General features: G+C 63.9%; 22 protein-coding genes. 7 read left to right on the forward strand and 15 right to left on the reverse strand.

Annotation, left to right across the window (positions count from 1 at the left end):
- Window positions 1-281 precede the first annotated feature (281 nt).
- The 4 genes from P2G67_RS15455 to P2G67_RS15465 form a co-directional block, all read right to left on the reverse strand.
- Window positions 282-1,016 carry a class I SAM-dependent methyltransferase gene (locus P2G67_RS15455; protein ID WP_275824161.1) on the reverse strand — a complete coding sequence of 245 codons (735 nt, stop codon included), beginning with the start codon at window positions 1,014-1,016 and terminating at the stop codon, window positions 282-284.
- Window positions 1,017-1,102: 86 nt separating this feature from the next.
- Complete coding sequence (locus P2G67_RS16410) at window positions 1,103-1,258, reverse strand: hypothetical protein (RefSeq protein ID WP_322099728.1); 156 nt, start codon at window positions 1,256-1,258, stop codon at window positions 1,103-1,105.
- Window positions 1,234-1,833: a class I SAM-dependent methyltransferase gene (locus tag P2G67_RS15460; RefSeq protein ID WP_322099729.1), complete on the reverse strand. Its 600-nt coding sequence runs from the start codon at window positions 1,831-1,833 to the stop codon at window positions 1,234-1,236. The genes P2G67_RS16410 and P2G67_RS15460 overlap by 25 nt, the downstream gene beginning before the upstream one ends.
- Before the next feature lie 154 nt (window positions 1,834-1,987).
- Window positions 1,988-3,496 carry a peptidoglycan-binding domain-containing protein gene (locus P2G67_RS15465; RefSeq protein ID WP_275824162.1) on the reverse strand — a complete coding sequence of 503 codons (1,509 nt, stop codon included), beginning with the start codon at window positions 3,494-3,496 and terminating at the stop codon, window positions 1,988-1,990.
- A gap of 357 nt (window positions 3,497-3,853) precedes the next feature.
- Between P2G67_RS15465 and P2G67_RS15470 the strand changes: the two genes are divergently transcribed.
- Window positions 3,854-5,035: a serine hydrolase domain-containing protein gene (locus P2G67_RS15470; RefSeq protein WP_275824163.1), complete on the forward strand. Its 1,182-nt coding sequence runs from the start codon at window positions 3,854-3,856 to the stop codon at window positions 5,033-5,035.
- Between the two features lie 93 nt (window positions 5,036-5,128).
- The gene (locus P2G67_RS15475) at window positions 5,129-6,247 is read left to right on the forward strand and encodes a serine hydrolase domain-containing protein (RefSeq protein ID WP_275824164.1); all 1,119 of its coding nucleotides are present in this window, start codon (window positions 5,129-5,131) and stop codon (window positions 6,245-6,247) included.
- A gap of 41 nt (window positions 6,248-6,288) precedes the next feature.
- On the opposite strand, the gene P2G67_RS15480 is transcribed toward P2G67_RS15475, so the two are convergent.
- The 11 genes from P2G67_RS15480 to P2G67_RS15530 all read right to left on the reverse strand — a co-directional run bounded on the left by P2G67_RS15480 (window position 6,289) and on the right by P2G67_RS15530 (window position 16,516).
- Window positions 6,289-6,657, reverse strand: a complete 369-nt coding sequence (locus tag P2G67_RS15480; protein WP_275824166.1) for a RidA family protein — start codon at window positions 6,655-6,657, stop codon at window positions 6,289-6,291.
- Window positions 6,658-6,698: 41 nt separating this feature from the next.
- Complete coding sequence (locus tag P2G67_RS15485; protein ID WP_275824168.1) at window positions 6,699-7,820, reverse strand: alanine racemase; 1,122 nt, start codon at window positions 7,818-7,820, stop codon at window positions 6,699-6,701.
- Entirely contained in the window at window positions 7,817-8,158 is a 342-nt protein-coding gene (locus P2G67_RS15490; RefSeq protein ID WP_275824170.1) for a hypothetical protein, read from the reverse strand. The genes P2G67_RS15485 and P2G67_RS15490 overlap by 4 nt, the downstream gene beginning before the upstream one ends.
- Window positions 8,158-9,159, reverse strand: coding sequence for a Gfo/Idh/MocA family protein (locus P2G67_RS15495; RefSeq protein WP_275824171.1), 1,002 nt, complete (start codon window positions 9,157-9,159; stop codon window positions 8,158-8,160). Before P2G67_RS15495 ends, P2G67_RS15490 begins: the two co-directional genes overlap by 1 nt.
- 11 nt (window positions 9,160-9,170) lie before the next feature.
- Complete coding sequence (locus tag P2G67_RS15500; protein ID WP_275824172.1) at window positions 9,171-9,950, reverse strand: SDR family oxidoreductase; 780 nt, start codon at window positions 9,948-9,950, stop codon at window positions 9,171-9,173.
- Window positions 9,947-11,140, reverse strand: a complete 1,194-nt coding sequence (locus P2G67_RS15505) for a hypothetical protein (protein WP_275824173.1) — start codon at window positions 11,138-11,140, stop codon at window positions 9,947-9,949. Before P2G67_RS15505 ends, P2G67_RS15500 begins: the two co-directional genes overlap by 4 nt.
- 12 nt (window positions 11,141-11,152) lie before the next feature.
- Window positions 11,153-12,355: an amidohydrolase/deacetylase family metallohydrolase gene (locus P2G67_RS15510; protein WP_275824175.1), complete on the reverse strand. Its 1,203-nt coding sequence runs from the start codon at window positions 12,353-12,355 to the stop codon at window positions 11,153-11,155.
- A 79-nt stretch (window positions 12,356-12,434) separates the two neighbouring features.
- Window positions 12,435-13,520, reverse strand: coding sequence for a Gfo/Idh/MocA family protein (locus tag P2G67_RS15515; protein ID WP_275824176.1), 1,086 nt, complete (start codon window positions 13,518-13,520; stop codon window positions 12,435-12,437).
- A 79-nt stretch (window positions 13,521-13,599) separates the two neighbouring features.
- The gene (locus P2G67_RS15520; protein ID WP_275824178.1) at window positions 13,600-14,757 is read right to left on the reverse strand and encodes an ABC transporter substrate-binding protein; all 1,158 of its coding nucleotides are present in this window, start codon (window positions 14,755-14,757) and stop codon (window positions 13,600-13,602) included.
- A gap of 77 nt (window positions 14,758-14,834) precedes the next feature.
- Window positions 14,835-15,680, reverse strand: a complete 846-nt coding sequence (locus tag P2G67_RS15525; RefSeq protein ID WP_275824180.1) for an ABC transporter permease — start codon at window positions 15,678-15,680, stop codon at window positions 14,835-14,837.
- A gap of 11 nt (window positions 15,681-15,691) precedes the next feature.
- Complete coding sequence (locus P2G67_RS15530) at window positions 15,692-16,516, reverse strand: ABC transporter ATP-binding protein (RefSeq protein ID WP_275824181.1); 825 nt, start codon at window positions 16,514-16,516, stop codon at window positions 15,692-15,694.
- A 291-nt stretch (window positions 16,517-16,807) separates the two neighbouring features.
- Here P2G67_RS15530 and P2G67_RS15535 point away from each other — a divergent pair, with 291 nt between their 5' ends.
- The 5 genes from P2G67_RS15535 to P2G67_RS15555 all read left to right on the forward strand — a co-directional run bounded on the left by P2G67_RS15535 (window position 16,808) and on the right by P2G67_RS15555 (window position 22,490).
- The gene (locus tag P2G67_RS15535) at window positions 16,808-17,755 is read left to right on the forward strand and encodes a MurR/RpiR family transcriptional regulator (protein WP_275824182.1); all 948 of its coding nucleotides are present in this window, start codon (window positions 16,808-16,810) and stop codon (window positions 17,753-17,755) included.
- Between the two features lie 50 nt (window positions 17,756-17,805).
- Window positions 17,806-19,581 carry an NAD(P)/FAD-dependent oxidoreductase gene (locus P2G67_RS15540; protein WP_275824183.1) on the forward strand — a complete coding sequence of 592 codons (1,776 nt, stop codon included), beginning with the start codon at window positions 17,806-17,808 and terminating at the stop codon, window positions 19,579-19,581.
- 248 nt (window positions 19,582-19,829) lie between these two features.
- A complete protein-coding gene (locus tag P2G67_RS15545; protein WP_275824184.1) occupies window positions 19,830-20,507 on the forward strand; it encodes a winged helix-turn-helix domain-containing protein in 678 nt (225 codons plus the stop codon).
- Complete coding sequence (locus P2G67_RS15550; protein ID WP_275824185.1) at window positions 20,494-21,870, forward strand: sensor histidine kinase; 1,377 nt, start codon at window positions 20,494-20,496, stop codon at window positions 21,868-21,870. The genes P2G67_RS15545 and P2G67_RS15550 overlap by 14 nt, the downstream gene beginning before the upstream one ends.
- A gap of 152 nt (window positions 21,871-22,022) precedes the next feature.
- Window positions 22,023-22,490: an Hsp20 family protein gene (locus tag P2G67_RS15555; protein ID WP_275824186.1), complete on the forward strand. Its 468-nt coding sequence runs from the start codon at window positions 22,023-22,025 to the stop codon at window positions 22,488-22,490.
- The last annotated feature ends 6 nt before the right edge of the window (window positions 22,491-22,496 follow it).

Below are 22,496 nucleotides of genomic sequence, written 5' to 3' on the forward strand. Positions count from 1 at the left end.
TGCAGCCGCTCCTCCACGTCAAACAATCCCGGAGCTTTCGCCATCCCTTGCCTCCCCGCGCGTCCACCAGCCCAGTGAATCATAAACAGGCCAGCGCTGTGAGGTTAATAGAGGTGCCCAGCTGATTTTTGTGTTGTGCCAAAAGCACTTGCCGGAGCAAGCATTCTGACGGTTCGAGTGAACCGAGACTGACTTCTTAGCGGAATATCCGGAGGTTCGCTTGGCGACTGGTAGGGAGGGGGTCCGCCAAAGCCGAGCTTTCGCCCATCCTTATCATTCATTCACGGTGCCAAAGACCGAGCCTTTAACCATAGAAATAGTGGCATTCGAGTCCATCTCTTCATCTGGTCGGCGCCGAAATGAGTGTCGGGCATCGGCTCCTTCAGGGAGACAATCGCTAGACCAGCATTCTCAAGCGCGTCAGCATAGCCCTGAAGGGAATCAGACCAGCCGAAGAAGGACATTCGCAGGCCATCGCGGACTTCGGTGCCTTCGAATTGCTTTCGCCCGAAGTACGGCTCGGTGATGACAAAAGGTGCCTCCGGCCCCCCGTCTGTGAAGCGTGCGGCATCGGCGAGGGGATGCACGATCGATATCATCAGCAATCCCTTGGGTCGCATGACCCGGCGCATCTCGGTGAGCGCAGCCGGCATACTTTCAATATCCATCAGCACATTATAGGCCACCACCAGATCGAAACTGAGGCTCGGAAAGGGCAAGGCGTCAGCCGCGCAAACAGCATAGTGATGAGCAGAATCTGAGTTCTGAGCTGCCTTGACGAGCTCAGCCACCGGATCGGTCGCCGTTACTTCATAGCCGCAGTGCTTGAGTACACGCGAGACGCGCCCCTCGCCGCATCCCACCTCGAGCGCTTGCCCGCAACCCTCGCCGATATAGTTGATCAGATGGTCTTTGTACGCCCAGAACGCGTCGTGGCCGGGTTTTCCCGCCCAGGCGATCCACTCGTTTGCGGCTTTGGTCCAGTGCGCGCGGTCTTTGCCGGTATCATCGGCCATACTGCTTCACCCTCATCTGGTCCCGTCCCAAGCCAAACCGCTATGATCTTTCATCCGGCCTTTGGAGGGTGGGGAGATTGAAGCCCTCAGTTCTTGCGCGCCGAAACGAGCAACATCATCTGCCTCTCCAGTTCTTCTGGGAGGAACGGCATCTCTATGAGCTGATCAGGCGTGGGCGCGAACTCTTCCACCCGGCGCAACTCAAATCCCGCGCGGATCAAGCCATTGATCGTTGTTGCCAAAGTCCGGTGGTCTTCAGCACACCTTTGGCGAACCAGTCGGTGCGGCGTTCGCCCTCAACGGAATAGCCGTTGACCGGCCAGGTCTTCCGACCCTCTTTGTCTGATATCCAGTCCGGATGGGCGGCTGCCATAAAGATTGGGTGTTCGATGGTGAACACCAGACCTCCGTCAGACACCAACGCAGAGGCGATCATGCTGACCAGCCGCTCGAAATCGCGAATATAGTGGAAGGTCAGAGCACTATAGACAAGATCAAAGGCGGCCTCGGGCAGGTCAAGTGTTTCCAGATCAGCGATCCGGTACTCAATACTTGAGTCGTCGGTGTCTGCACGTGCCCTTGTGATCATGTTCTGTGACAGATCAACACCGAGAACGGATACCGCGCCCTGATCGCGAAGCCAGCGCGACGCCCAGCCGAAGCCGCAGCCCAAGTCGGCCACACGTTTGCCGGCCAGGTCCGGCAGCAGGGCACGAACGGCGGGCCATTCCGGCGCACCGTCCAATCCCTGAACCTGCCGGGGCAGTTGACTGTAGCCGGCGAAGAAATCGGGGTTGTCGTAAACATTCTGTGCCATGTCTAGCTCCAGCGAAAAGGGAGGACGAGGCACGTTTTCCACACCAAACAACCTCGTCGGAAGGGGCGAGGCCGAGGCAGGCGAGCACCGAGACGCGGGGGTCAGCCCGTCACCTTTGGAGGGGTGCGGACTGACCTGTGAAGCTCGATAGAGTCTATTCGCGGCTTTCGATCGCTACGCTGTGTAGGGTCCATTCGCCGCCTGCGTTGATCAGCGAGAAGCCGTCAAAGCCCCCGGAGAAGGCCGTGTCGTTGGCTTGCAGCACCACGTTGCCGTTCAGCGCGACCGTCATAGCCCCATCCTCCCGGCGTTCCCAATCCAGCGACACCGTCTGATCGTTGGCCAGCGACAGTGATGTGCTGTCCAGCACCACCTGGTCGTCTCCTGTCATACGCAAGAGCGCCAGGGATTCGGCGTTGTTGTCGAGATAGGCCAAGCGGTAGCCATGGCCAAGCTGGTTGCCGCGATAGGGGCCGATGTTGACCTGGCCGCGGGTGAGGTCGCGTCCAGACAGTTCCGCGCTGATCCGGAAGGTTTCGGGAATAGCCACGGCGGTGTGGGCGGTGGCCACGCCGCCCTGAGACGGCAGGCGAATGCCCAGCTCCCGTTCCAGCACGGAACCCAGCAGCTGCAGGCCGACGCCTTCCACCGTATCCCTGCGCGGCGGGTCCATGCGGCTCGTCAATCCGCCGTTGCGTACGGAGAACTCCCCCGACGCGATGCGCCATCCGGGGTTCGAAGTGTAATCGCCGTCGTCGAAATCGTCGGACAGCAGCGTGACGAACGCGCCGGCGTCGCGATCATCGTTCGCCTCGGCGCCATCTTCATCATCGGCCCTGTCGCCTTGCAGACGGCTGAGAAGCTCGGCCGAGACACGGCCTGTCGGGTCCATCCCGGCGTCGGATTGATAGGTCCGGATCGCGGTTCGGGTTGCCGGTCCGATGACACCATCGGCCGGCCCGGCCTGGTATCCACGCTCATTCAGACCCTGCTGGATGGCGGCGATGTTGCTGCTCGTAAGATTGTCGCGGTCGCTGCGGTTGCTGTCCGCGCGTAGATCTTCCAGCAGTTCCGGGGTGGCGCGGCCGGTCACGAGGTAGCCCCGATCGCGCTCATAGGCTCGGATCGCTTCACGCGTCGCATCGTTCATTTCGCCGGAAACGGTGGGCATGCGATAATCGCGCTGGCGCAACTCGGATTGAATTGCCGCGATCATATCAGCCTGGTCGTCAGTGGCCTCCTCGCCGGCTTCCTGGGCACGTGTGTCCGCTTCGGGCTGTTCGGCGCGGCCGAAACGCTGTTCGACGCTCTCCTCGATGTGGTTCAGCAGGGATTGCGAGGGCTCGCCCGTCACGAGCAAGCCTTCATCCGACTGATAGGCCTCGATTGCTCTGCGCGTCTGCGATCCCATCATACCGTCTTCCGGACCGGCCTGGTATCCCAGGCGGTTAAGCCGGGCTTGGATGTCCAAGACATTGCGCGATTGCGCGAGCTGTATGAGGCCTATCTCACCTGAAGCGGACTGCGCGCCCACGGCGCTGCGATCGGCAGCAGCCCAGGCGCGTGGCTCGGCTCCCTCGATAGTTGCAAAGGCCACACCCGGCATTGCCGTGGTGGCCAAGAGAAGGGCGGCTAGTGCTGTTGGGTGCCGCATGTGGATCATGACCAGATACCTCCTGATTATCGCAACTGTATCGATCACAGATGACCATCGTCTGTTCATGTTCAATGAGAAGACAGCACGCGAACCGAACAGCGATCACAATTAAATGCATAAATGCAGCCTATTTCAGTCGCCTTACAAGAGTCAGTTCATGACATGCATGTGACCTTATCGGCTCTATTTCAATCTGCGTCGGAACCCGCGCCGAGCGCCCCTGATTAAGTGCGGCCTCTTCCGGAGCCTGTTGTCTCAATGGGACAATGGTGTTGCTGACGGGGCGTGCCGCTGGGCGCTTGTCGCCAGTCAAAGTGGTCTCTAAGCTGCGCGAAGGTGTTGGCTCAACGTCCGGAAACAAGAATGACCAGTCTCAAAGCCCTGGCTTCAGTCGGTATCATTGGCCTGCTTGTCGGCGGCCTGCCGGAAACCTCCTCAGCCCAGGATGATCTTGCTGAGCTGCTCGCACCCTTGCGCGAAGCGCAGGCTTTGCCGGCGCTTGCTGCGGCGGTCAGCCGGGACGGGGAGATCGTCGCCGCCGGAGCGGTCGGCACCCGGGTGCAGGGTATGGAGCTGCCTGTTACCGTTGATGACCGCTTCCACATCGGCTCGGATACCAAAGCCATGACGGCCACCATCCTGGGCAGCTTGGTGGAGCAGGGCGCTCTGCAGTGGGAGAGTCAGGTAGGTGAGGTTCTTGGCGAGCGCGTTGAGGACATGAACCCGGCGCTGGCCGAGGTGACTCTCACGCAGTTACTGTCGCATTCGAGCGGCATTCCCAGCGACACGGCTGAGTTCCTTGAACTCTATTTCTCTCCGGAAGCAGCGGAACTGAACCTCGTCGAGGCGCGACTGTGGGCGATCGAGCAGGTCAAGCAGGAGGCCCCGGTTGTGCCGGACGGTCCTTCGCCCTTCCAGTACTCCAATTTTGGCTACCTGATTGCCGGTGCGATGGCCGAAGCAGCGGCCGAGCGCCCCTGGGAAGCGCTGATCCACGAGGTGATCTTCGATCCGCTCGGAATGGAGAGTGCCGGGCTCGGCCCACAGGCCACACGTGGGCGCTATGACGCGCCGGTCGGTCATTTGGCGCAGGAGGACGGGGAGCTGACACCGATCCTCTGGGGCCCCGCGGCCGATGTGCCGGCCCTGCTCGGGCCGGCGGGTGCGGCGCACATGTCGGTGCTGGACTTCGTGCGCTGGGGCGCCTGGAACGCCGCCCCGGGGGATCCCAACCCTGCCATCGTAACGCGCAAGACTCTCGATCATCTGCATCGTGCCCAGGTGCGCACACCTCGTCGTGAGAACCCCCCGCCGGGCACGCCGGATCAGGGCGAGTATGCCATGGGATGGGGCGTTGTGACGCCGCCCTGGGCGGATGGGCCAAAGCTCATGCACAATGGCTCAAACGGCATGAATTTGGCGAAGATCCTGGTCGACCCTGAACGCGAACTGTCCATCGCCGTCGTCACAAACGCGCCGGGACAGGCAGCCGACGAGGCCGCCGAGCAGGCCTTGGAGCAGCTCTTTGCCCGCTATGGCCAGTGAGCCTGCTGCGCTTGGATGCAAAGGCCGCCGTCGCCGTGCCGGCAGGCGCGCCAGGATTTGGGTCGAGGCGCTTCTGATCGGGAGGAGGGCTGCGTGAGCTTGAAACTAGCTGCCGGGGCAGTGCTGTTGTTGCTGGCGTCTCTGAACGTCCCGGGTGTAGCGGCACAGGAGGCAAGCGGACCGCAGCCGGTCGCTCAGGCGATCGATGTTGCAGCCCTTATCGAAACGGTGATCGATGTCGAGCGGCCACCCACCGTGCAACTGGCTATTTCCGATGAGCACGGCACCTCGGTCATCAGCCTCGTGCGGCCGGAGCACCCGAATGCCGAGGATGAGGGCGCACGGGAACTGCGCTTCGCCTACCGCAGCATCACCAAGTCCTTCGTTGGCACCGTGGTGCTGCAGTTGGTGCAGGAAGGCGTTCTGGATCTCGATGCGCCGCTGGGCACCTACCTTGAAGACATTCCGGGAGGCGATGAGGTCACTCTGCGTCAGCTCGGGGCGATGCGCTCGGGTCTGCCGGACTATTCCGACAACCCCGCGCTGGTCGATGCATTGCTGGCGGCGCCAGAACGTGAGCCCGAGCGACGCGAGCTGCTGGAACTGGCGTTTGCGCAGGAGATCAGCTTTGCCCCGGGCACTGCCTACCAGTACTCGAACACCAACACGCTGCTGCTGGGGGCGGTCATCGAGCAAGTGACGGGCGAGCCCTGGCAGGCTGTCGTGCGGCAGCGGATCCTCGAGCCCCTGGGCCTGACATCCGTGCACTATGGCTTCAGTCGTGAAGAGCTTGCGGCGGGCGCGTTCCAACTGGAAGAGGGCGGCGCAGCGGAGCCGCTCCCCACCGTGGCCCCCGGCTGGTTCGGGGCTGCCGGCGCCCTCACCGGCACGCTCAGCGATCTTGTGGCCTGGGGAGAGGCCCTGGGCTCCGGCAGTCTGCTGGACGATGACATTCATGCGCAGCGGCTCGCCGCTTTCGGGCCTACCGACGACGACCCGAGCAGCCCCTACTATGACCGCTACGGCTTCGCCATGGGTGAGATTGGCGGCTGGATCGGCCACACCGGAGCCGGGCTCGGTTATCAGTCGCTGGTGATGTACGCCCCCGGGACTGAGCGAGTGGTGGCCATCCTGATGAACGGCACCGGCGAAAACCAGAATCTACCGGCCGACATCTTCCAGGCACTGCTGCCGAGCCTGAACGCGCAGTAGATGCGCAGCTTCTGCCGACGTGAGCGGGGCTGCGCTCGACCTCAGGACTGCGGCTTGTAAGCGATGGCCTCGATCTCGACCCGAATGTCGATCATCAGCCGGGACTCGGCCGTGGTGCGTGCGGGGGGATCCTGCGGGAAGAAGGGGGCATAGGCCGCGTTGAAGTCGGCGAAGTCCTCGGCGTGCTTCAGCCAGACCGTGGTCTTGACCACGTCCGAAAGGCTGCAGCCGGCCAGGGCCAGCGCGGCCTCGATGTTCTTCATCACCTGTTCGGTTTCGGCCTTGATTCCGCCGGGAACGATGGCTCCACTCTGGTCAACCGGCACCTGGCCGGAGATGAAGACGAAATCGCCGGCGCGTACGGCCGGGGAAAGCGGCACCTTGGCGTTGCCGAAGCATTGCTTGGTCATGGCGGAACTCCTTGTCTGTGCTTGATCGCGTTGTTGCGGGTTCAGTTGGACCGGCCGCGAGCGTCCACCGGCAGGGCGCCCAGAAGTGTGTCGCCTGCGGTCAGGAAAACGCGGTCGAAGAGGTTGGACACGACGCAGGCATGGTTGGGCAGGATGCGCAGCCTTTCGCCGACCTCCGGTGCCGTGGCGCATCTCGACACATCCAGATGCCCGTGCTCCTCGCTCAGCCCGTAGAGCCGGGCCTCCGGATAGGGCAGGACCAGTCCGTGACCATCCAGCCCCAGCAGGTCGGAGGTCAAAGATTTGGAGCCGGCGTCGAGGATGGCCCTGTCCGCCGTTGGCCGGCTGACGACGGTGGCCAGGACTGTCAGGGCGCACTGCTCGATGGTCGCGACACCACCGGCGACCAGGGAGCGGTCATTGTAGATGTAAGTTCCGGCCCGATATTCGGTGATCGGCGCCAATCCCTCGTCCGACCACATGTCCGGGCTGCCGCCGGAGGTGATGACCAGAACCTGGAGGCCGCGTGTTAGACAGGCGGCGCGGGCTGTCTCCAGGCGCTCGCCGGATTGCAGGCGCTGGCCGGCGGCGGGGTAGGTCATGAGACCGCCGAAAACCAGTCCGTCCGTTCCGTCTACGGCCGCGGCCAAGCTGGCAATGTCCTCCGGCTCGGCCAGCCCGCAACGGTGGGCGCCGGTGTCGCACTCCACGAAGACGCGAATGCTTTCGCCCGCACTGCGCGCCGCAACGGCTATGCCCTCCACGACCTCGGCACTGTCCGCCACGACGGCGAGACTGCTCCGCCGCGCGACGGCGGCCAGTCGGTCGAGTTTGGCCGGACCGAGTACGTTGGTGGTGAGGAAGATGTCGGTGATGCCGGCGGCGACCATGACCTCGGCCTCGCCCACGGTCTGCACGGTGATGCCGCGCGCCCCCAGTTCGATCTGGCGCTGCGCCCAGGCGACGCTGCGATGGGTCTTGATGTGCGGACGGTTGATCAGGCCCGCCGCATCGCAGCGCGCCTGCCAGCGGCGCAGGTTGGCATCCGCCACCTCGGCGTCCACCAGAACGGCAGGGGTTTCCAGCGTCTCCAGCGTTCGCTCCAGCGGCTGCAGCGCGGCAGCCAGCGGTGCGGGAAGGTCATCCTTGCTCCGGAAGGTCATTCGTCGAACCAGCCCTCCTTGAGATAGTGCATATATTCGAAGATCATGCCGTGCTTGCGCACGAAGGTCACTTCAAGGAAATCGCCGACGACGAAGGGCGGTATCAGCACCTCGGCGTCTTCCAGGTAGGGCTCCAGCGCCTCGACCCGGTAGGCCACATGGGGATTGTCCCGCACCGCGGCCGGTACCGTGCTGTCCTCCCGATAGCGCAGGAACTCGATGTGTTCCGGGTGCTTACGCGGGTTGGTGACCCAGACCTTGCTGTCCTCGACCCAGTTCTCCTCGGGTTGAGGTTCGGTGGTGGTGATCCCCACGTGATCGAATTCGTACTTGCGCATCATCCTATCCTCACCAGTTCACCGGTTCTTGCTGATTCCTCGGCGGCCAAGGTCGCCTCGAGAGCCGCCGTTGCATCTTCGGCCGTACCGATGGTGACAGCCTCGCCTTTCAGGGCGCAGGAGGCGAAGTAGTTGAACTCCTCGCGCAGGGCGCCGCCCCGCACGCCGTTGAACATCGGCCAGTAGGTGGTGTCCGGCGAGTGCAGCTTGTTGTCGTCGACGATCGCCAGGTTCGGGAAGGTATCTTGAATGTGGATGATGCCTTCGGAGCCGATGATCGACATGCGCTCATCGATATCGAAGGGTGTCTTTTCCGGCATGCACCAGACGGTCTCCAGCGTGGCGCTGGCTCCACCGGCGAAGCGGTACATCGTCTGGCCGATGTCCGGATACTTCAGCCCACGAACATCCACGGTCTGGGCATAGGCCGAAACGATCCGGTCCCCGGTCATCCAGAGCATGATGTCGGTGTCGTGGATGGCATCGCCGACGATGGGGCCGATTTTTTCCAGGATGGTGGGCGTCCAGGCGGCCGGGATATTACGGCGCGACGACAGAGCGACGATCTTGCCGATGCGTCCCTCATCGATTGCCTGCTTGGCCATGCGAAAGCGCGGGTTGAAGCGCACCACATGGCCGATGAAGAGGATGCCTTTCGCGTCCTTGGCGGCCGCGGTGATGGTCCGGGCATCGGCCACGGTGGAGGCAATGGGCTTCTCCAGGAAGACGTGCTTGCCGGCCTTCAGGGCATCGACGGCGGGTGCCGTGTGCTGATCCCACATGGTGCAGATCGACACCGCATCGATATCGGGATCATCCAGCATCTCGCGGTAGTCGCGATAGAGCTTGGAGACACCGAACTTCTTGCCCATCTCGGCAAGCCGCTCCGGGGTGCGGGTGCACAGGGCGGCCAGCTCCAGGTTCGGCACCCCGGCGATGGTTTCGGCGTGAATCTCCCCGAACCAGCCGAGGCCGATCACGCCCATTCGCAAACGGTCCATGGGAACCTCCTTCAGAAATCTTCCAGCGTGAGTTCGCGCGACATGACGATGTTTCCGGCGGTCAGGCCGCAGTCCACCGGCAGCGCAACGCCGGTTACGGCGCTGGCGGCATCGGAGGCGAGGAAGGCGATCACTCGGGCGACCTCCTCTGGCTCGACGATGCGGCCCAGCGGATACCAGCGCTCCAGACGCTTCAGGACCTCCGGATCCTTGGCTTTGCGCGCATCCCAGATCGGTGTGCGCACGGTTGCCGGCAGCACGCAGTTGGCGCGGATGCCGAAGCGGCCGTACTCCATGGCGATGGCCTTGGTCATGGCGATGATGCCTGCCTTGGCGGCGCTGTAGGCCGGGTCGCCCAGCGCGTAGAGGCCGTTGATGGAGCCGACGCTGACGATCGAGCCCGACCGCCGTTCCACCATCTGCGGCAGGACGGCATGGGCGCAGCGGTAGGCGCCGTTGAGATTGGCGTCGATGTCCTCGTCCCAACCGGCCGGGTCGGTCTGGCGCAGGGTGTTGTGGCGGGAAACGCCGGCGTTGTTGATGAGCAGGTGCACCGCGCCGAACTTGGCGAAGGCGGCCTCCACTGCTGGTGCATCCGACAATTCGGCGACCGCCGCGCGGCAGGCGATGCCGTCTTGCGCCAGCTCGTCGACTAGGCTTTTCACATCCGGATTGCGATCCAGCGCCGCGATCGCCGCGCCCTCGGCACCGAAGAAGCGGCAGAGCTGCCGCCCGATCCCACCGGCGGCCCCGGTAATGGCGACGGTTTTGCCTGCGAACTGTCCGCTCATGCTGAACCTCCCGGGGTCGTGCCTCCCAGGGCCTTGCCGATCCAGGCCAGGTTGCGCGGGCGAAGGTGGCCCCAATTGTAGAAGGCGATCTCCTCCACCCCACCGGCCTGCAGCGCCTCGACTGCGGCCTTCAGCGCGGCCGGTGAGTCGAAGTCCGGGTGCGCCGGGCGCAGGATGCCACGCAGCTTTCCTTCGCCTTTGAGACGGCGCTGGATGTCGAAGAGGTCGGCCTTCACGCGCTCCGGCCCGGCTTCGTAGAAGCAGGCCTCGACCAAGCCCGTCGTGCGCGCCAACGCCTGCAGATCGCTGCCTTCGTACCAACAGCCGGCGGTCGGACGGGCCACGGAGGGGATGACGGCCACCGTGGCATCCGGGCGCACGGCAGCGCGGATGTCCGCCACCAGCGAGGTGACGACGGAGGAACGGTAGTCCAGGTAGCGGCGCAAGTCCGCGTTCTCGACGAGGTCCGCCCGCCAGAAGGCCTCGGCCATGTCGTCCGGGTAGTCCAGGTCGCTCTCGAGGTAGCCTGTGATGTCTTCGGCAACTCTGGCTTTCAGTCGGCGGGCGTCGATGCCTTTCGCCTCCGCGCCGCTGACGCAGTGGTCGCAGAAACACAGGCCCAACAGGTTCTCCAGCCAGGCGTTCGAGTTCATCAGCGCGAACTCGTGATGATAGCCGTGGGCATAGGGCGTGAAGCCGGGCGATTCCATCGATACGCCGCTGACGGGATAGTTCTCGGTGACGTCGCGTGCCAGGCCGACAGCGTAGCGTCGCACTTCAGGCGCCGAGGGGCAGAGATTGTAGAAGTAGGGGTCACCGAAGGCATTGCGGACCACGGCCTCCGGATGCGCCATCCCCAGGGGGGTATTGTGCAGCAGCACCAGCCAGGCATTGACCGCCATCTCCCCCTGATCGGTCAGTTCGCGGAAGAGGTCGCGTTCCGCCACCAGGCTGTTGGCGACCGGCTTGATGGCGCCGTAGAGGTCCGGATCGGCGTTGAAGTAGACGGTGCCGTCCTCGGGGAAGTAGACCTTTCCCGTCTTGCCGTGGGGCCGCAGGAACTTGCCGGCATGATAGCTGCCGGCGAGGGTCACGGTGTCGAGCCCGAGCCCGCGGAAGGTCCGGGTGGCCTCGGCCACGCCGGTCTCCGCCAAGTCCCAGGCGTAGCTGTATATTGCCTTGTAGCTCATGGTTTCCTTCCCTCAGTGCCCGGCATTCCGAAGCAGGTGCGGCTCCTCGAAGGGCCGGCGGCCGAGCTCCATCGGCTTTCCGGCGAGATAGACGGCGAGCGGTTGCAGCAGGTGCGTCCCCTGGCGGGTCTCGCCGGCCACGTCCCGGAAGGGGAAGTCGCTGGCCTCGAGCTTGAGCACGGTGATGTCCGCCGGAGCGCCCACGCCAAGCTGCCCGTAGTCGGGTCGGTTGATCGCCAGTGCTGGCCGGTTGCTGGACATGCCGATCACATCCGGGAGCGGCAGGCCGCAGTTGAGCAGCTTGCTCATGGTGTGGAGCAGGTCGTAGCCGGGGCCTTCGATGGCGATGACGTGAACGTCCGAGGAGATCAGGTCGGGCGGGAAGCCGCGTTCAAGTGCCTGTTCCGTCGAGTGATAGCCGAAGGCGCCCATCCCGTGCGCGATGTCGAAGAGCACACCGCGCTCGCGCGCAGCCCGCACCTCCGGCAGCAGGTCACCGTCCGGCGCAAGTGCGGAGTTCGGTTCCGGCCTGAAGCAGTGGGTCAGGATGTCGCCGGGGCGCAGCATGGATACGACGTCGGCGTAGCTTGGCGGCGCCGTGCCGATGTGGGCCATGAGCGGGAGTTGCACGGCCTCGGCCGCCTCCAATGCCAGCTCGAGCGCACCCAGGCCCAGGTCTCCGGTGACAGGACCGCCGATGCGCACCTTCACGCCGACGATGCGGTCCCGGTTCTCCTCGATCTTCGCTACACAGCGGTCGACCGGCAGCATTTCGCGCAGGGTTGCCTCGCCGATGGAGACGCCCTTTTCGAAGCCGAAGATGCCGGGGAAGGAGACGTTCAGGAAAGCGAAGATGCGGTAGGGCGAATGGGCCATGACGTAGTCGCGAAAGCCGTCATAGTTTCCGGCACCTGCGCTGCCGGCATCGACCAGGGTGGTCGTGGCCGAACGGCGGGCGATCAGGCCGGGGTCGACGCTCAGCGACGTGGCCTTGTGATAGACATGGGTGTGGATGTCGATCAGTCCCGGAACGACCAGCGCCCCGGCGACATTCTCGACCTGAGCGCCCTCCGTGGGGAGGGCGGGGGACACGGCTGCGATGCGTCCCGCCTTGATTCCCACATCCAGTGTTTCGTCCAGGCCGTGCCGTTCATCGAGGACGCGACCACCCTTCAGTACGCGATCGAATGGCGCCGCGCCTGCCGCTTGGCTCATGGTATTGTCTCCGCTTGGTGTCAGGAAGGGCAGGGCCGGAAAACCGCGCACCTGCCCTCCTGCCCGAGTAGGCTGGCGGTCACGTCAGGTCGATCGCGCGCTCCTCCTTGATACTCTGCTCTGCCGCCAACACGATCCGCAGGCTGTTGACCGCAGCGTCCATGGACTCGCTTAGATCCAGGTCCTCCTGGATGGCGCGCAGGAAAAGGGCCTGTTCGCGATCGCAGAGTTCCTGGTGGCCGGGCTCATCAGCCATTTGGAAAACCTCGTCCTGGCGGGCAAAGTTCTTGTCTGCGTCCAACTCGGCGTGGTGGTATTGGATGGCATCTGTGGTCGTGTGCCGGTCGATGTCGGCAGAGTCCGAGATGCCATCCTCCTCGGCCTTGGCCTTGGACGGATCCGGCACGATCGAGACCGCGCCCTTTGGCCCGACCACGTCCTTCACGAAGAAGGCGACCTCGCTCATCATCGGCCCCCATCCGGCCTCGTACCAGCCGACCGATCCGTCATCGAAGGTGACGTGCAGGTGGCCGTAGTTCGGCTGGGCCGCGTCGTCCCAGAGCTTGGCGCCGATGCCATGCACCCGCACCGGCTTCGCCCCGGTGAGTTGGCACATCACATCCACGTAGTGGACGCCGCAGTCGACGATCGGGATTAGGCTGTCGATGAGGTTTTTGTGCCAGGCCCAGGCGGGCCCGCTGCTCTGCTGATTGAGGTTGAGGCGCATCACCAGCGGCTTGCCCAGTGTCTTGCCCAGTTCAATGAACTTGGTCCAGCTGGGGTGAACCCTGAGGATGTAGCCGAGCACGAGCTTGCGGTTCTTCTCCCGGGCCAGCCGCACCACCGCCTCGGCATCCTCGATGTTCGTGGCCAGAGGTTTCTCCATGAAGACATGGGCGCCGGCGTTCATCGCCTTCATGGCGTACTCTGCGTGGGTGTTGGGCCAGGAATTGATCGAAACGGCGTCGGGCTTGAGTTCTGCCAGTGCCTGCTCGAAATCCTCGAAGAGAGGGTAGCCCTGCAGCTCTTCCGGGATCTGCTTCGACTTGATCGTGCGGCTCATCAGCCCGACGATCTCGAAGCCGGAATTGCGGTGATAGGCGCTGGCGTGGGACGCCCCCATGTTGCCGAGTCCGACAACTAGGACTTTCACCTTCTCGGCCATGCATTCCTCCCTGGAGTTTCTTTGGGTTCTGTGACGGCGGGCGACCGGGACCGCCCGCCGTCATCATTTGTCGCAGTATTTAATCGGACACGGCCTGGTCAAAGAGGTGCGCCTGGATCTCTTCGACATCCACGGCCTCCAACTCTTCGGAGAGAGTGTAGGCTTCGGCATCGGCCTTCACCTGGTCTCTGTCGAAGTCGTTGGCTTCGGCAATCAACTCGTTGGTCACGTAGTCCTCCGCGTTCACGGCGCTGGAGATTTGACCAAGTTCGTGGATGGTGTCGAAGAAGACCTGCCAGGCTTCTACGTCGTGATCGCCCCAGCCGGCGCGCTGGTCCATGTCGCCGCGATAGACGTTGATCTGCTGCAGAATCGAGGTGGTGCCGAGCTCCGGACCGAGGTTGCTGGCAAGCGACGGGAACTCTTCGAACACGCTTTCCACCGCGGCACGCGGATTGTGGTAGGCGAATTCCAGACCCATGGCCCAGCCGCGCAGGTATTGCACGAGGAAGGCGCGGCGGTCAGCGTCTTCGAGGTCGGACTCGCGGACAACGAAGGAGTTGGCGAAGAGGGGTGAGTGCTGCACACCCAGCCAATACTCGAAGTCCAGACCCGTCGCGATCCACTCAGCGCGCAAGCCTTCCCAGCTGAGGGCCGCGTCGCCCTGGCCCGCCTGCAGGGCCGTGGCCCACGTCGGCCAGCCCGCCTCGACATACTCCACCTTGGAGATGTCGACACCCTGCACCGCCAACATGGGATCGACGATCGACTGCCAGGCCGCGGAGCCGAGAAGAACGGTCTTTCCTTCCAGGTCTTTGAGGTCGCTCGAGCCTTCGCCTTTGCGGAAGGCGAGGCTGAAGGTGTCGCGGGCGCCCATGTGGAACACCGACTTCAACGCCATGCCATTCTCGATGGCGAAGGAGAAGATGCCGGGGGAGGGGTAGCCCATGTCAGCCTGACCCACGTCCACAAACTTCACCGTGGCCGTGCCGTCCGATGGGCCGGGCTGGGTGTCAAACTCCAGGTCTCCGAAGTAGCCCATCTTCTTGCCGGCCCAAAGACCGTAGTCGTCGAGCACTTCCAGTGAGCCGCGGGGCGAGATCCAGGTGAAGCCGTCGTAGGTTTCCGCCGAGGCCGGATTAAAGCGTCCCAGTGCAGAGGCGGTGACAAGGCCACCGGCAGAAACTTGAAGGAAGGTGCGGCGGCCTATGCCGCTGGGCATCAGAAGCTTTTTCATATCGGTTATCCCCCTGTCAGGTGGTTGTTTGCTGAGGGCCCGCGCACCGGGCCGCCTGTTCTTCCGTCAGGTTGTTGTCACGCCTCCCAGCTCGCGTAGCGCTTGGCCAGAAGGAAAAAGATCATGTAGATCAGGATCCCCAGGAACGAGAGGATCAGCACGACCGCAAAGAACTGCGGCATCTGGATCATCGACGAATAGGAGGTCAGGCGGTTGCCGAGACCGAAGCCGCCGCCGACCATTTCCGCGCCCACTGCGGTCAGCAGGCCAAAGATCGAACCGACCATCAGGCCCACGAAGATCATCGGCAGCGCCATGGGCGCGCGGATCTTCCAGAAGATCTGCAGCGTGGAGGCGCCATAGGAGCGCGCGAGTGCGATCTTCGCGCTGTCGACCCGCCGGAAGCCCGTTGTGGCATTGATCATCACCATGGGGCCAGAAGCCAGCGCCACTGCGATGATGCGCGGCTCGTAGCCGAAGCCGAAACGCAGGATCAGCAAGGGCACCAGAGCCAGCATCGGGGTGGTGACGAGCAGCAGAATGTAGGGCGTGATGATCTTCTCGGCGAAGGGAAACTGGGTGATAACGGCGGCCAGAATGAGCCCGACCGTTGCGCCGATGGTGAAGCCCGAGATCAGCTCGACCAAGGTGTGGCCCAGGTGTGGGGCGATCAGGTGAAAGTCGGTCACCAATGCCCAGGCAATCTCGCTGGGACGCGGCAGCACGTACTGCGGCACGCCGAAGGCGAGCAAGAGCAGTTCGGCGCCGCCGATGACGAGGACAGCGACCAGCGCTATGATCGCGACCTCGCGTGCGGACTTGATGCCCGGGCCCGCAGCGAGTCCCGACATGTTGGCAACGCCGACCTCTCCCCCGCCATCCGGGGACTGCTTGAAATCGGGTATTGCGTCGCTGCTTGCCATCACACGCTTCCTCAAGAGGCCTTGGACAGGTTCGCGGCGTTCTTGCGGTTCCGCGCCTTGCTGATCTGGTCGCCGACGATCTCGCTCTTGATCGTGTGGGTCAGGTCAAAGACCTCCTTGGTGCCCATGATCTCAAGCGAGCGTGGTCTCTCGAAGGGAACCCGATGAATGTTCGCGATCCGCCCCGGACGCGCGCTCATCACCACGATCCGGTCGGACAGGAAGATCGCCTCGTCGATGGAGTGGGTCACCAGCACGATGGTGGTGCGGGTATCGAGGTAGATCTCCTCGATCAGGTGGTTCATCTCTTCCCGGGTGAAGGCATCGAGCGCACCGAAAGGCTCGTCCATCAGCAGCACGGAAGGCTTGAATGACAGGGCCCGCACCAGCGCCACGCGTTGCTGCATGCCGCCGGACAGCTCCCGCGGCATGCGTTGGCCGAAGCCCTCCAGCCCCACGCGATGCATCAACTGATCGATCCAGGCGGTGTCCGGCTTCGCGCCCTTGATCTCGAAAGGAAAGCGAATGTTCGCGACGATGGTGCGCCAGGGCAGGAGGTTGGCATCCTGGAACACCATGCTGATGTCCGGATGCGGGCCGTCGACCCGCTGGCCGTCGAGCGCGATCTCCCCGCTGGTGAGGTGGTGCAGGCCGGACATCGACCAGAGGAGGGTGGTCTTGCCGCTGCCTGAGGGGCCGACGATCGAGACGATCTCACCTTCCTCGACGGCGAGGGAGCAGCGGTCGATCGCCAGGAGGTCACCCGAGCGCGTGTGGTAAACCTTGGTGGCTTCCCTCACGTCCAGTTTGGGGAATTGGGAATCCCTCGCGGCCATGGTCCCTCGCGCTGCCCTGCTCAACCGTGCGCGACTTGCCCTTTTCCAGGGGTGATTTTCGCGCCGGTCATCGTTCGGAAATCAGTCTGTAACTATCCGACTTTCTGAGTCAAGCGATCTTGGGACCATGGGGCTATTTCCGCAATTTTCTGAGGTTTGCGCTCTTGCCTAGTTTGTAGGTTTCCTACATTCTGCATAAATCGGCGCGCCTGTGGCGCAGGGTGATCACGGCGCGATCACACTGCGATCACGGCGGTCGATCAGGTTTGAGCGGCTGAGAGAGGAGCCACTTTGAGTACCACCGAGGAGCAGCTCAACGGGCCATTGCCGGAGAACGGTCAAGGGGAGGCGTATGGGAAACCGATCCCGGATATCCTCTCCCTGATCAAGGACTCCTATGGCGAATTGCGACCGGCCGAACGACGGGTTGCCGATGCGGTGCTGGCGGATGTCACCTTCAGTGTCGGCGCTTCAAATGCCGAGATTGCACGGCGCGCCGATGTCAGTGAGCCGACGGTCACACGTTTCTGCCGTGCGATCGGCTGTGACGGGGTGCGCGACTTCAAATTGAAGCTGGCGCAAAGCGTGGTGGTGGGGCGCCTCTACCTGACTCCAATGGCGCCGGGCGAGCCCGGAGAAGATGGCTCTCCCCTGTGGAATGTGGTCTTCCAGGAAGTGCGCAATGCACTGAGCGCCGTTGAGCACAGCGTTGACCCACGTGCGGTGTTGAAGGCTGCAGACATGATTGCCAGGGCTGGCAAGGTCCTGGTGTTTGGCCTTGGGGGCAGCTCGAGCTTTCTTGCGCTGGAAACGGAGAACCGCCTGTTCCGCTACGGCATCACAGTTGCGGCCCATTCCGACCCCTACGTGATGAAGATGACCGCGTCCACGCTCAAGCGGAACGATCTGGTCATAGCGATCTCCGGCACGGGCCGTACCCGGGAGGTTGTGGAAGCGGTGGCGCTTGCCAAACACTACCGCGCCGGTGCCTTGGCGATCACCGCGCCGAACACGGATCTCGCCTCGACGGCGGATGTCGCGCTGACGGTGGATATTCCGGAGTATCCCGATCCCCTGAAGCCGACGGCGTCGCGCTACGCCTTTCTTGCCATCATCGACCTTGTTTCGACGGCCGTGGGCTACCGGCTCGATCCGCATGCGCGCGAGACGCTGCGCCGGATCAAGTACACCGTTCTCAATCACCGCCAGGGCAAGGTGCTAGAGCCGCTGGGCGACTGACCCGGCGGACGGCGATATCTGCCCAGTTGGAAAAGCTCGGAGGGGAAGCAATGCATGACAGGGTGGATGGCAGCGAAGCCGCGCGCTGGCTAAGTGGTCTGGGCGATGCCCTTGCGCGAGCGGACGTTGACGCCACGCTCGCGCTGTTCCACGACGACTGCTATTGGCGCGATTTCGTGGCCTTTACCTGGAACGTGAAGACGGTTGAGGGTAAGGCAGCCCTTGCCGATATGCTGCGACGCACCCTTGCGCACACCACCCCCTCGGGCTGGCAGATCACCGATGCGGAGACGGTTTCCCCAACGGAAACCCGGCTCTGGTTCACCTTCACCACGGCTGTCGGCAAGGGGCTGGGCATTGCAACACTACACGACGGCCGGTGCCGCAGCATCCTGACCACGCTTCAATCGCTCGACGGCCATGAGGAGGCCAGCGGGCCGACCCGGCCGCTGGGCGTTCGGCACGGCGCGGACCGCAACCGCACGACCTGGGCGGAGGCGCGCGCGGCTGAACTCTCCGGCTTCGAGACAGGCCAGGACCCCTACTGCCTGATCATCGGGGGCGGGCAGGGCGGCATCATGCTGGGAGCCCGACTGCGCCAGCTCAACGTGCCGACGCTGATCGTCGAGAAGAACCCGCGGCCCGGCGACTCCTGGCGCAATCGCTATCGCTCGCTCGTGCTGCACGATCCTGTCTGGTACGACCATCTTCCCTACATCCCCTTTCCGGAGCATTGGCCCGTCTTCACGCCGAAGGACAAGATGGGCGATTGGCTGGAGATGTACGCCAAGGTGATGGAACTGGTGTACTGGGGCGGAACGGAGTGCGTCTCCGCGCGCTTCGACGAGTCTGAGCAGCGCTGGACCGTGGAATTGCTGCGCGATGGACGCCCGGTCACGCTTCGGCCAACGCAGCTGGTCTTCGCGACCGGCGCCTACGGTCCGCCGAAACGGCTGCAACTGGCAGGACAGGAGGACTTCCGGGGCGAGGTCCTGCATTCAAGCCAGTACAGCGATGGTTCCGGCTATGCGGGCAAGAAGGTCGTCGTCATTGGGGCGGCCAGTTCCGGTCACGATGTCTCGGTCGACCTCTGGGAAGCCGGAGCCGAGGTGACCATGATCCAGCGTTCGCCGACCACGGTGGTGCGCTCGGAAACGCTGATGAAGTTCGCCTTCGACATCTATTCCGAGGAGGCCGTCGCGCAGGGCATCGATGTCGATACCGCCGACCTGATGGCTGCGGCAACGCCCTTCGCCTTGCTGCCGCCCTCGCAGAAGGCCTTATACGATCGCATCCGGGAATATGACGCGGACTTCTACCGTCAGCTTGAAGAGGCCGGTTTCCTGCTGGATTTCGGCCCCGACGAGACGGGTCTGATGATGAAGGCCTATCGGACCGGCTCCGGCTACTACATCGACGTCGGCGCTTCACAGCTCATCATCGATGGACACATCCGGATCAAGGCGGGCGTCGAGATCGACCACCTGACGCCGAGCGGTGTTGCGTTCAGCGACGGCAGCGAGATCGAGGCCGACGTGATCATTCAGTCGACCGGCTTTCATTCGATGCACGAAGTGGTCGCGCAGATCGTGGACCGGAGAACGGCCGACCGCATCGGCCCCTGCTGGGGCCTGGGCTCGGGGACGCGCAACGATCCCGGACCTTGGCACGGCGAGCTGCGCAACATGTACAAACCGGTTGCGCAGCAGAACCTCTGGTTCCACGGCGGCAATTTGGCGCTCAGCCGCTTTTTCTCCAAGTTTCTCGCGCTGCAGATCAAGGCACGCCAGGAGGGGCTGGCGGGGCCGATCTATGGCGGCCCTTAGTAGATTCGAGCGGACGCCTGTCGCCGACATGAACTTTTTGTAATCTAGCCGCCACAGGCCGGTAATCGCTGTTGTCTTAGAACGGGGATCAGCGGCGTGGTTTTCCCCCAAGCGAGATACCTCATCGCTAGCTCTCCAAACTCCATGGAGGAGGCCAGTCTTACCCCCGGGCTGGCCTCCTTTTTTCTGTCGAGAGCATGGCCCGACTGGGCGGATGGCTGTGCTATGCTGGTCTTGGAGGTGACGCAATGCGTGTGCTGGTGGTGGAGGATGACGAGAAAACGGCCGACTACATGGTCAAGGGCCTGAGTGAGGCCGGTCATGTGGTCGATCGGGCCGGCGACGGGCATGAGGGGCTCTTTCTGGCCTCAGAGGGTGCCTACGATGCCATTGTTCTCGACCGAATGCTGCCGAAACTCGATGGCCTTGGTGTCCTGCAGGCGCTGCGCGCGGCCAAGGTGGAAACGCCGGTGCTGATCCTCAGCGCGCTGGCCCAGGTCGATGACCGTGTGGCGGGGCTGCGTGCGGGCGGCGACGACTATCTCACCAAGCCGTTTGCCTTTTCCGAGCTGATGGCCCGGCTCGAAGTTCTGGTGCGCCGCAGCAACGCGCCGGCTGTGGAGACGCGCCTGACGGTGGGCGATCTGGAAATGGACCTTCTGGCGCGGCGGGTGACGCGCGCCGGGCGGGGTATCGACCTGCAGCCGCGTGAGTTCCGGCTCCTGGAGTACCTCATGCGCCATGCCGGGCAGACCGTGACCCGCACCATGCTGCTGGAAGCGGTCTGGGACTACCACTTCGACCCACAAACCAACGTGATCGACGTCCACATCAGCCGCCTGCGGCAAAAGATCGACAAGGGCTTCGAGCGGCCGCTGCTTCACACGGTCCGCGGCGCCGGATACGCACTTCGTGCAGACGCATAGACTCTCCAGCAGCGGTACCTTCCGCTTTGCGCTGCTCTATGCGCTGCTCTTCGGGCTTGCGGCGCTGCTGCTCTTCGGCGGGCTCTACTGGTCCACCGCGGCGCTGATCGAGCGCCAGGTGGCGGACACGGTGGCCGCGGAACTGCGCGCACTTTCCGACCGCTACCGCAGCGAGGGCATGTCGGGCTTGCAGCTTGCGATCGAACAGCGCAGCGCCGCCGGCGCCGACCCGGAAAGCGTCTACCTGCTGGCCGATGCGGGGCTGCAGCCGCTGGCCGGCAATCTGCGCAACTGGCCGGAAGAGGCCGTGCCGGACGGCTCCTGGGTGCAACTCCAGCTCTACCGCCGCGACCAGGAGGGCGGGCCGGTGCTCGTCGGTGCCCGGGCCTTTCATCTGCCCAATGGCTCGCGTCTGCTGGTCGGGCGGGACATGGAGGCCCGGCGGCACTTTCAGACGACGCTGCTGCGCAACCTGGCCATCACGCTTGGTTTGACCTTGGTGATCGGGCTGGCCGGCGGTTTTCTCGTCAGTCGGCGCCTGCTCCGGCGGGTGGATGCGGTGACGGAGACGAGCCGCCGCATCATGGACGGCGACCTCACGCAGCGGGTGCCGTTGGATCGCAGCGGCGACGAACTCGACCGCCTGGCCGAGAGCCTGAACCGCATGCTGGAGCGCATCGAGGCGCTGATGAACGGGATGCGGCTGGTCACTGACAGCCTTGCGCATGACCTGCGCAGTCCGCTGACCCGACTCAAGGGACGGATCGAGCTCACCCTGCTGGGGCCGGACGATCCCGAGGCCTATCGTCAGGCACTGGAGCAGGCGCTGGCCGAGATCGACATCATCCAGTCCACCTTCAACGCGCTGCTTGCGATCGCCGAAGCGGAATCGGGGGCGTCGCGCACGCGTCTCGAGGCTCTGGCGCTGGATGAGATGGTCACGGATGTGGCCGAGCTCTACAGCCCCGTTGTCGAGGAGGCAGGCTTGACCTTGGAGGTGGGCACGCTGGAGCCGGTGCATGTGATGGGCCACCGCCAACTCCTGGCGCAAGCGCTGGCCAACCTGATCGACAACGCCGTGAAGTATGCCGGCGATGGCGGCCGGGTCGAGTTGGCATTGGCTTGCACGGACGGTCAAGCGGAACTGACCGTGCGGGACCATGGCCCCGGCATTCCCGAGGAGGCGCGCCAGCGCGTTCTGGAGCGCTTTGTGCGCCTGGATGCGGCGCGCTCGCTCCCGGGCAGTGGGCTGGGTCTCAGCCTGGTGGCGGCGGTGGCGCGGCTGCATGGATCCGACCTGCGCCTCGAGGCAGCGGAGCCCGGTTTGCGGGTGTGCTGGACCTTTCCATTGGCGCCCTCATAGGCCCGGGCAGCCTCTTGACAGGCCGTTTCGCAAAAACCACCTCAGTGACGTCCCCGGCGGAGGCCGGTTTCGGGTCCGCACGACAGGGGACGGGGCGCGATCCCATAGATGCGCCCGCACATTTCTGTATCGCTCAAGGAGGATATGGACTCATGCGTACTTTTGATCTTTCCCCCCTTCTGCGCGCCACCGTCGGGTTCGAGCGGATGATGGATATGCTCGACAATCCGGCTCGCTTCGACGAGGCGCCAAGCTATCCGCCCTATAACATCGAAAAGCATGGTGAGGATGATTATCGCATTACCATGGCTGTGGCTGGCTTTTCCGAAGAGGATCTCTCCATCACCGTGCAGGACAATGCCCTGACGGTGGAGGGCAAGAAGGAGCGCGACCAGGCCAAAGAGGGCAACTATCTGCACCGAGGCATCGCTGAGCGGGCCTTTCAGCGCAGCTTCCGCCTGGCCGATCACATCAAGGTGACCGGCGCGAAGCTGGAGAACGGCCTGCTGCACGTTGACCTCGTGCGCGAGGTTCCCGAGGCCATGAAGCCGCGCACCATCTCCATCGAATCGGCCGGGTCTGCCGGACGCACGCAGGTTCTGGAGAACAAGGCGGCCTAATCTTCC

The sequence above is a fragment of the Aquibaculum arenosum genome (genome assembly GCF_029222965.1).
GTDB lineage: Bacteria > Pseudomonadota > Alphaproteobacteria > Kiloniellales > DSM-21159 > Aquibaculum > Aquibaculum arenosum.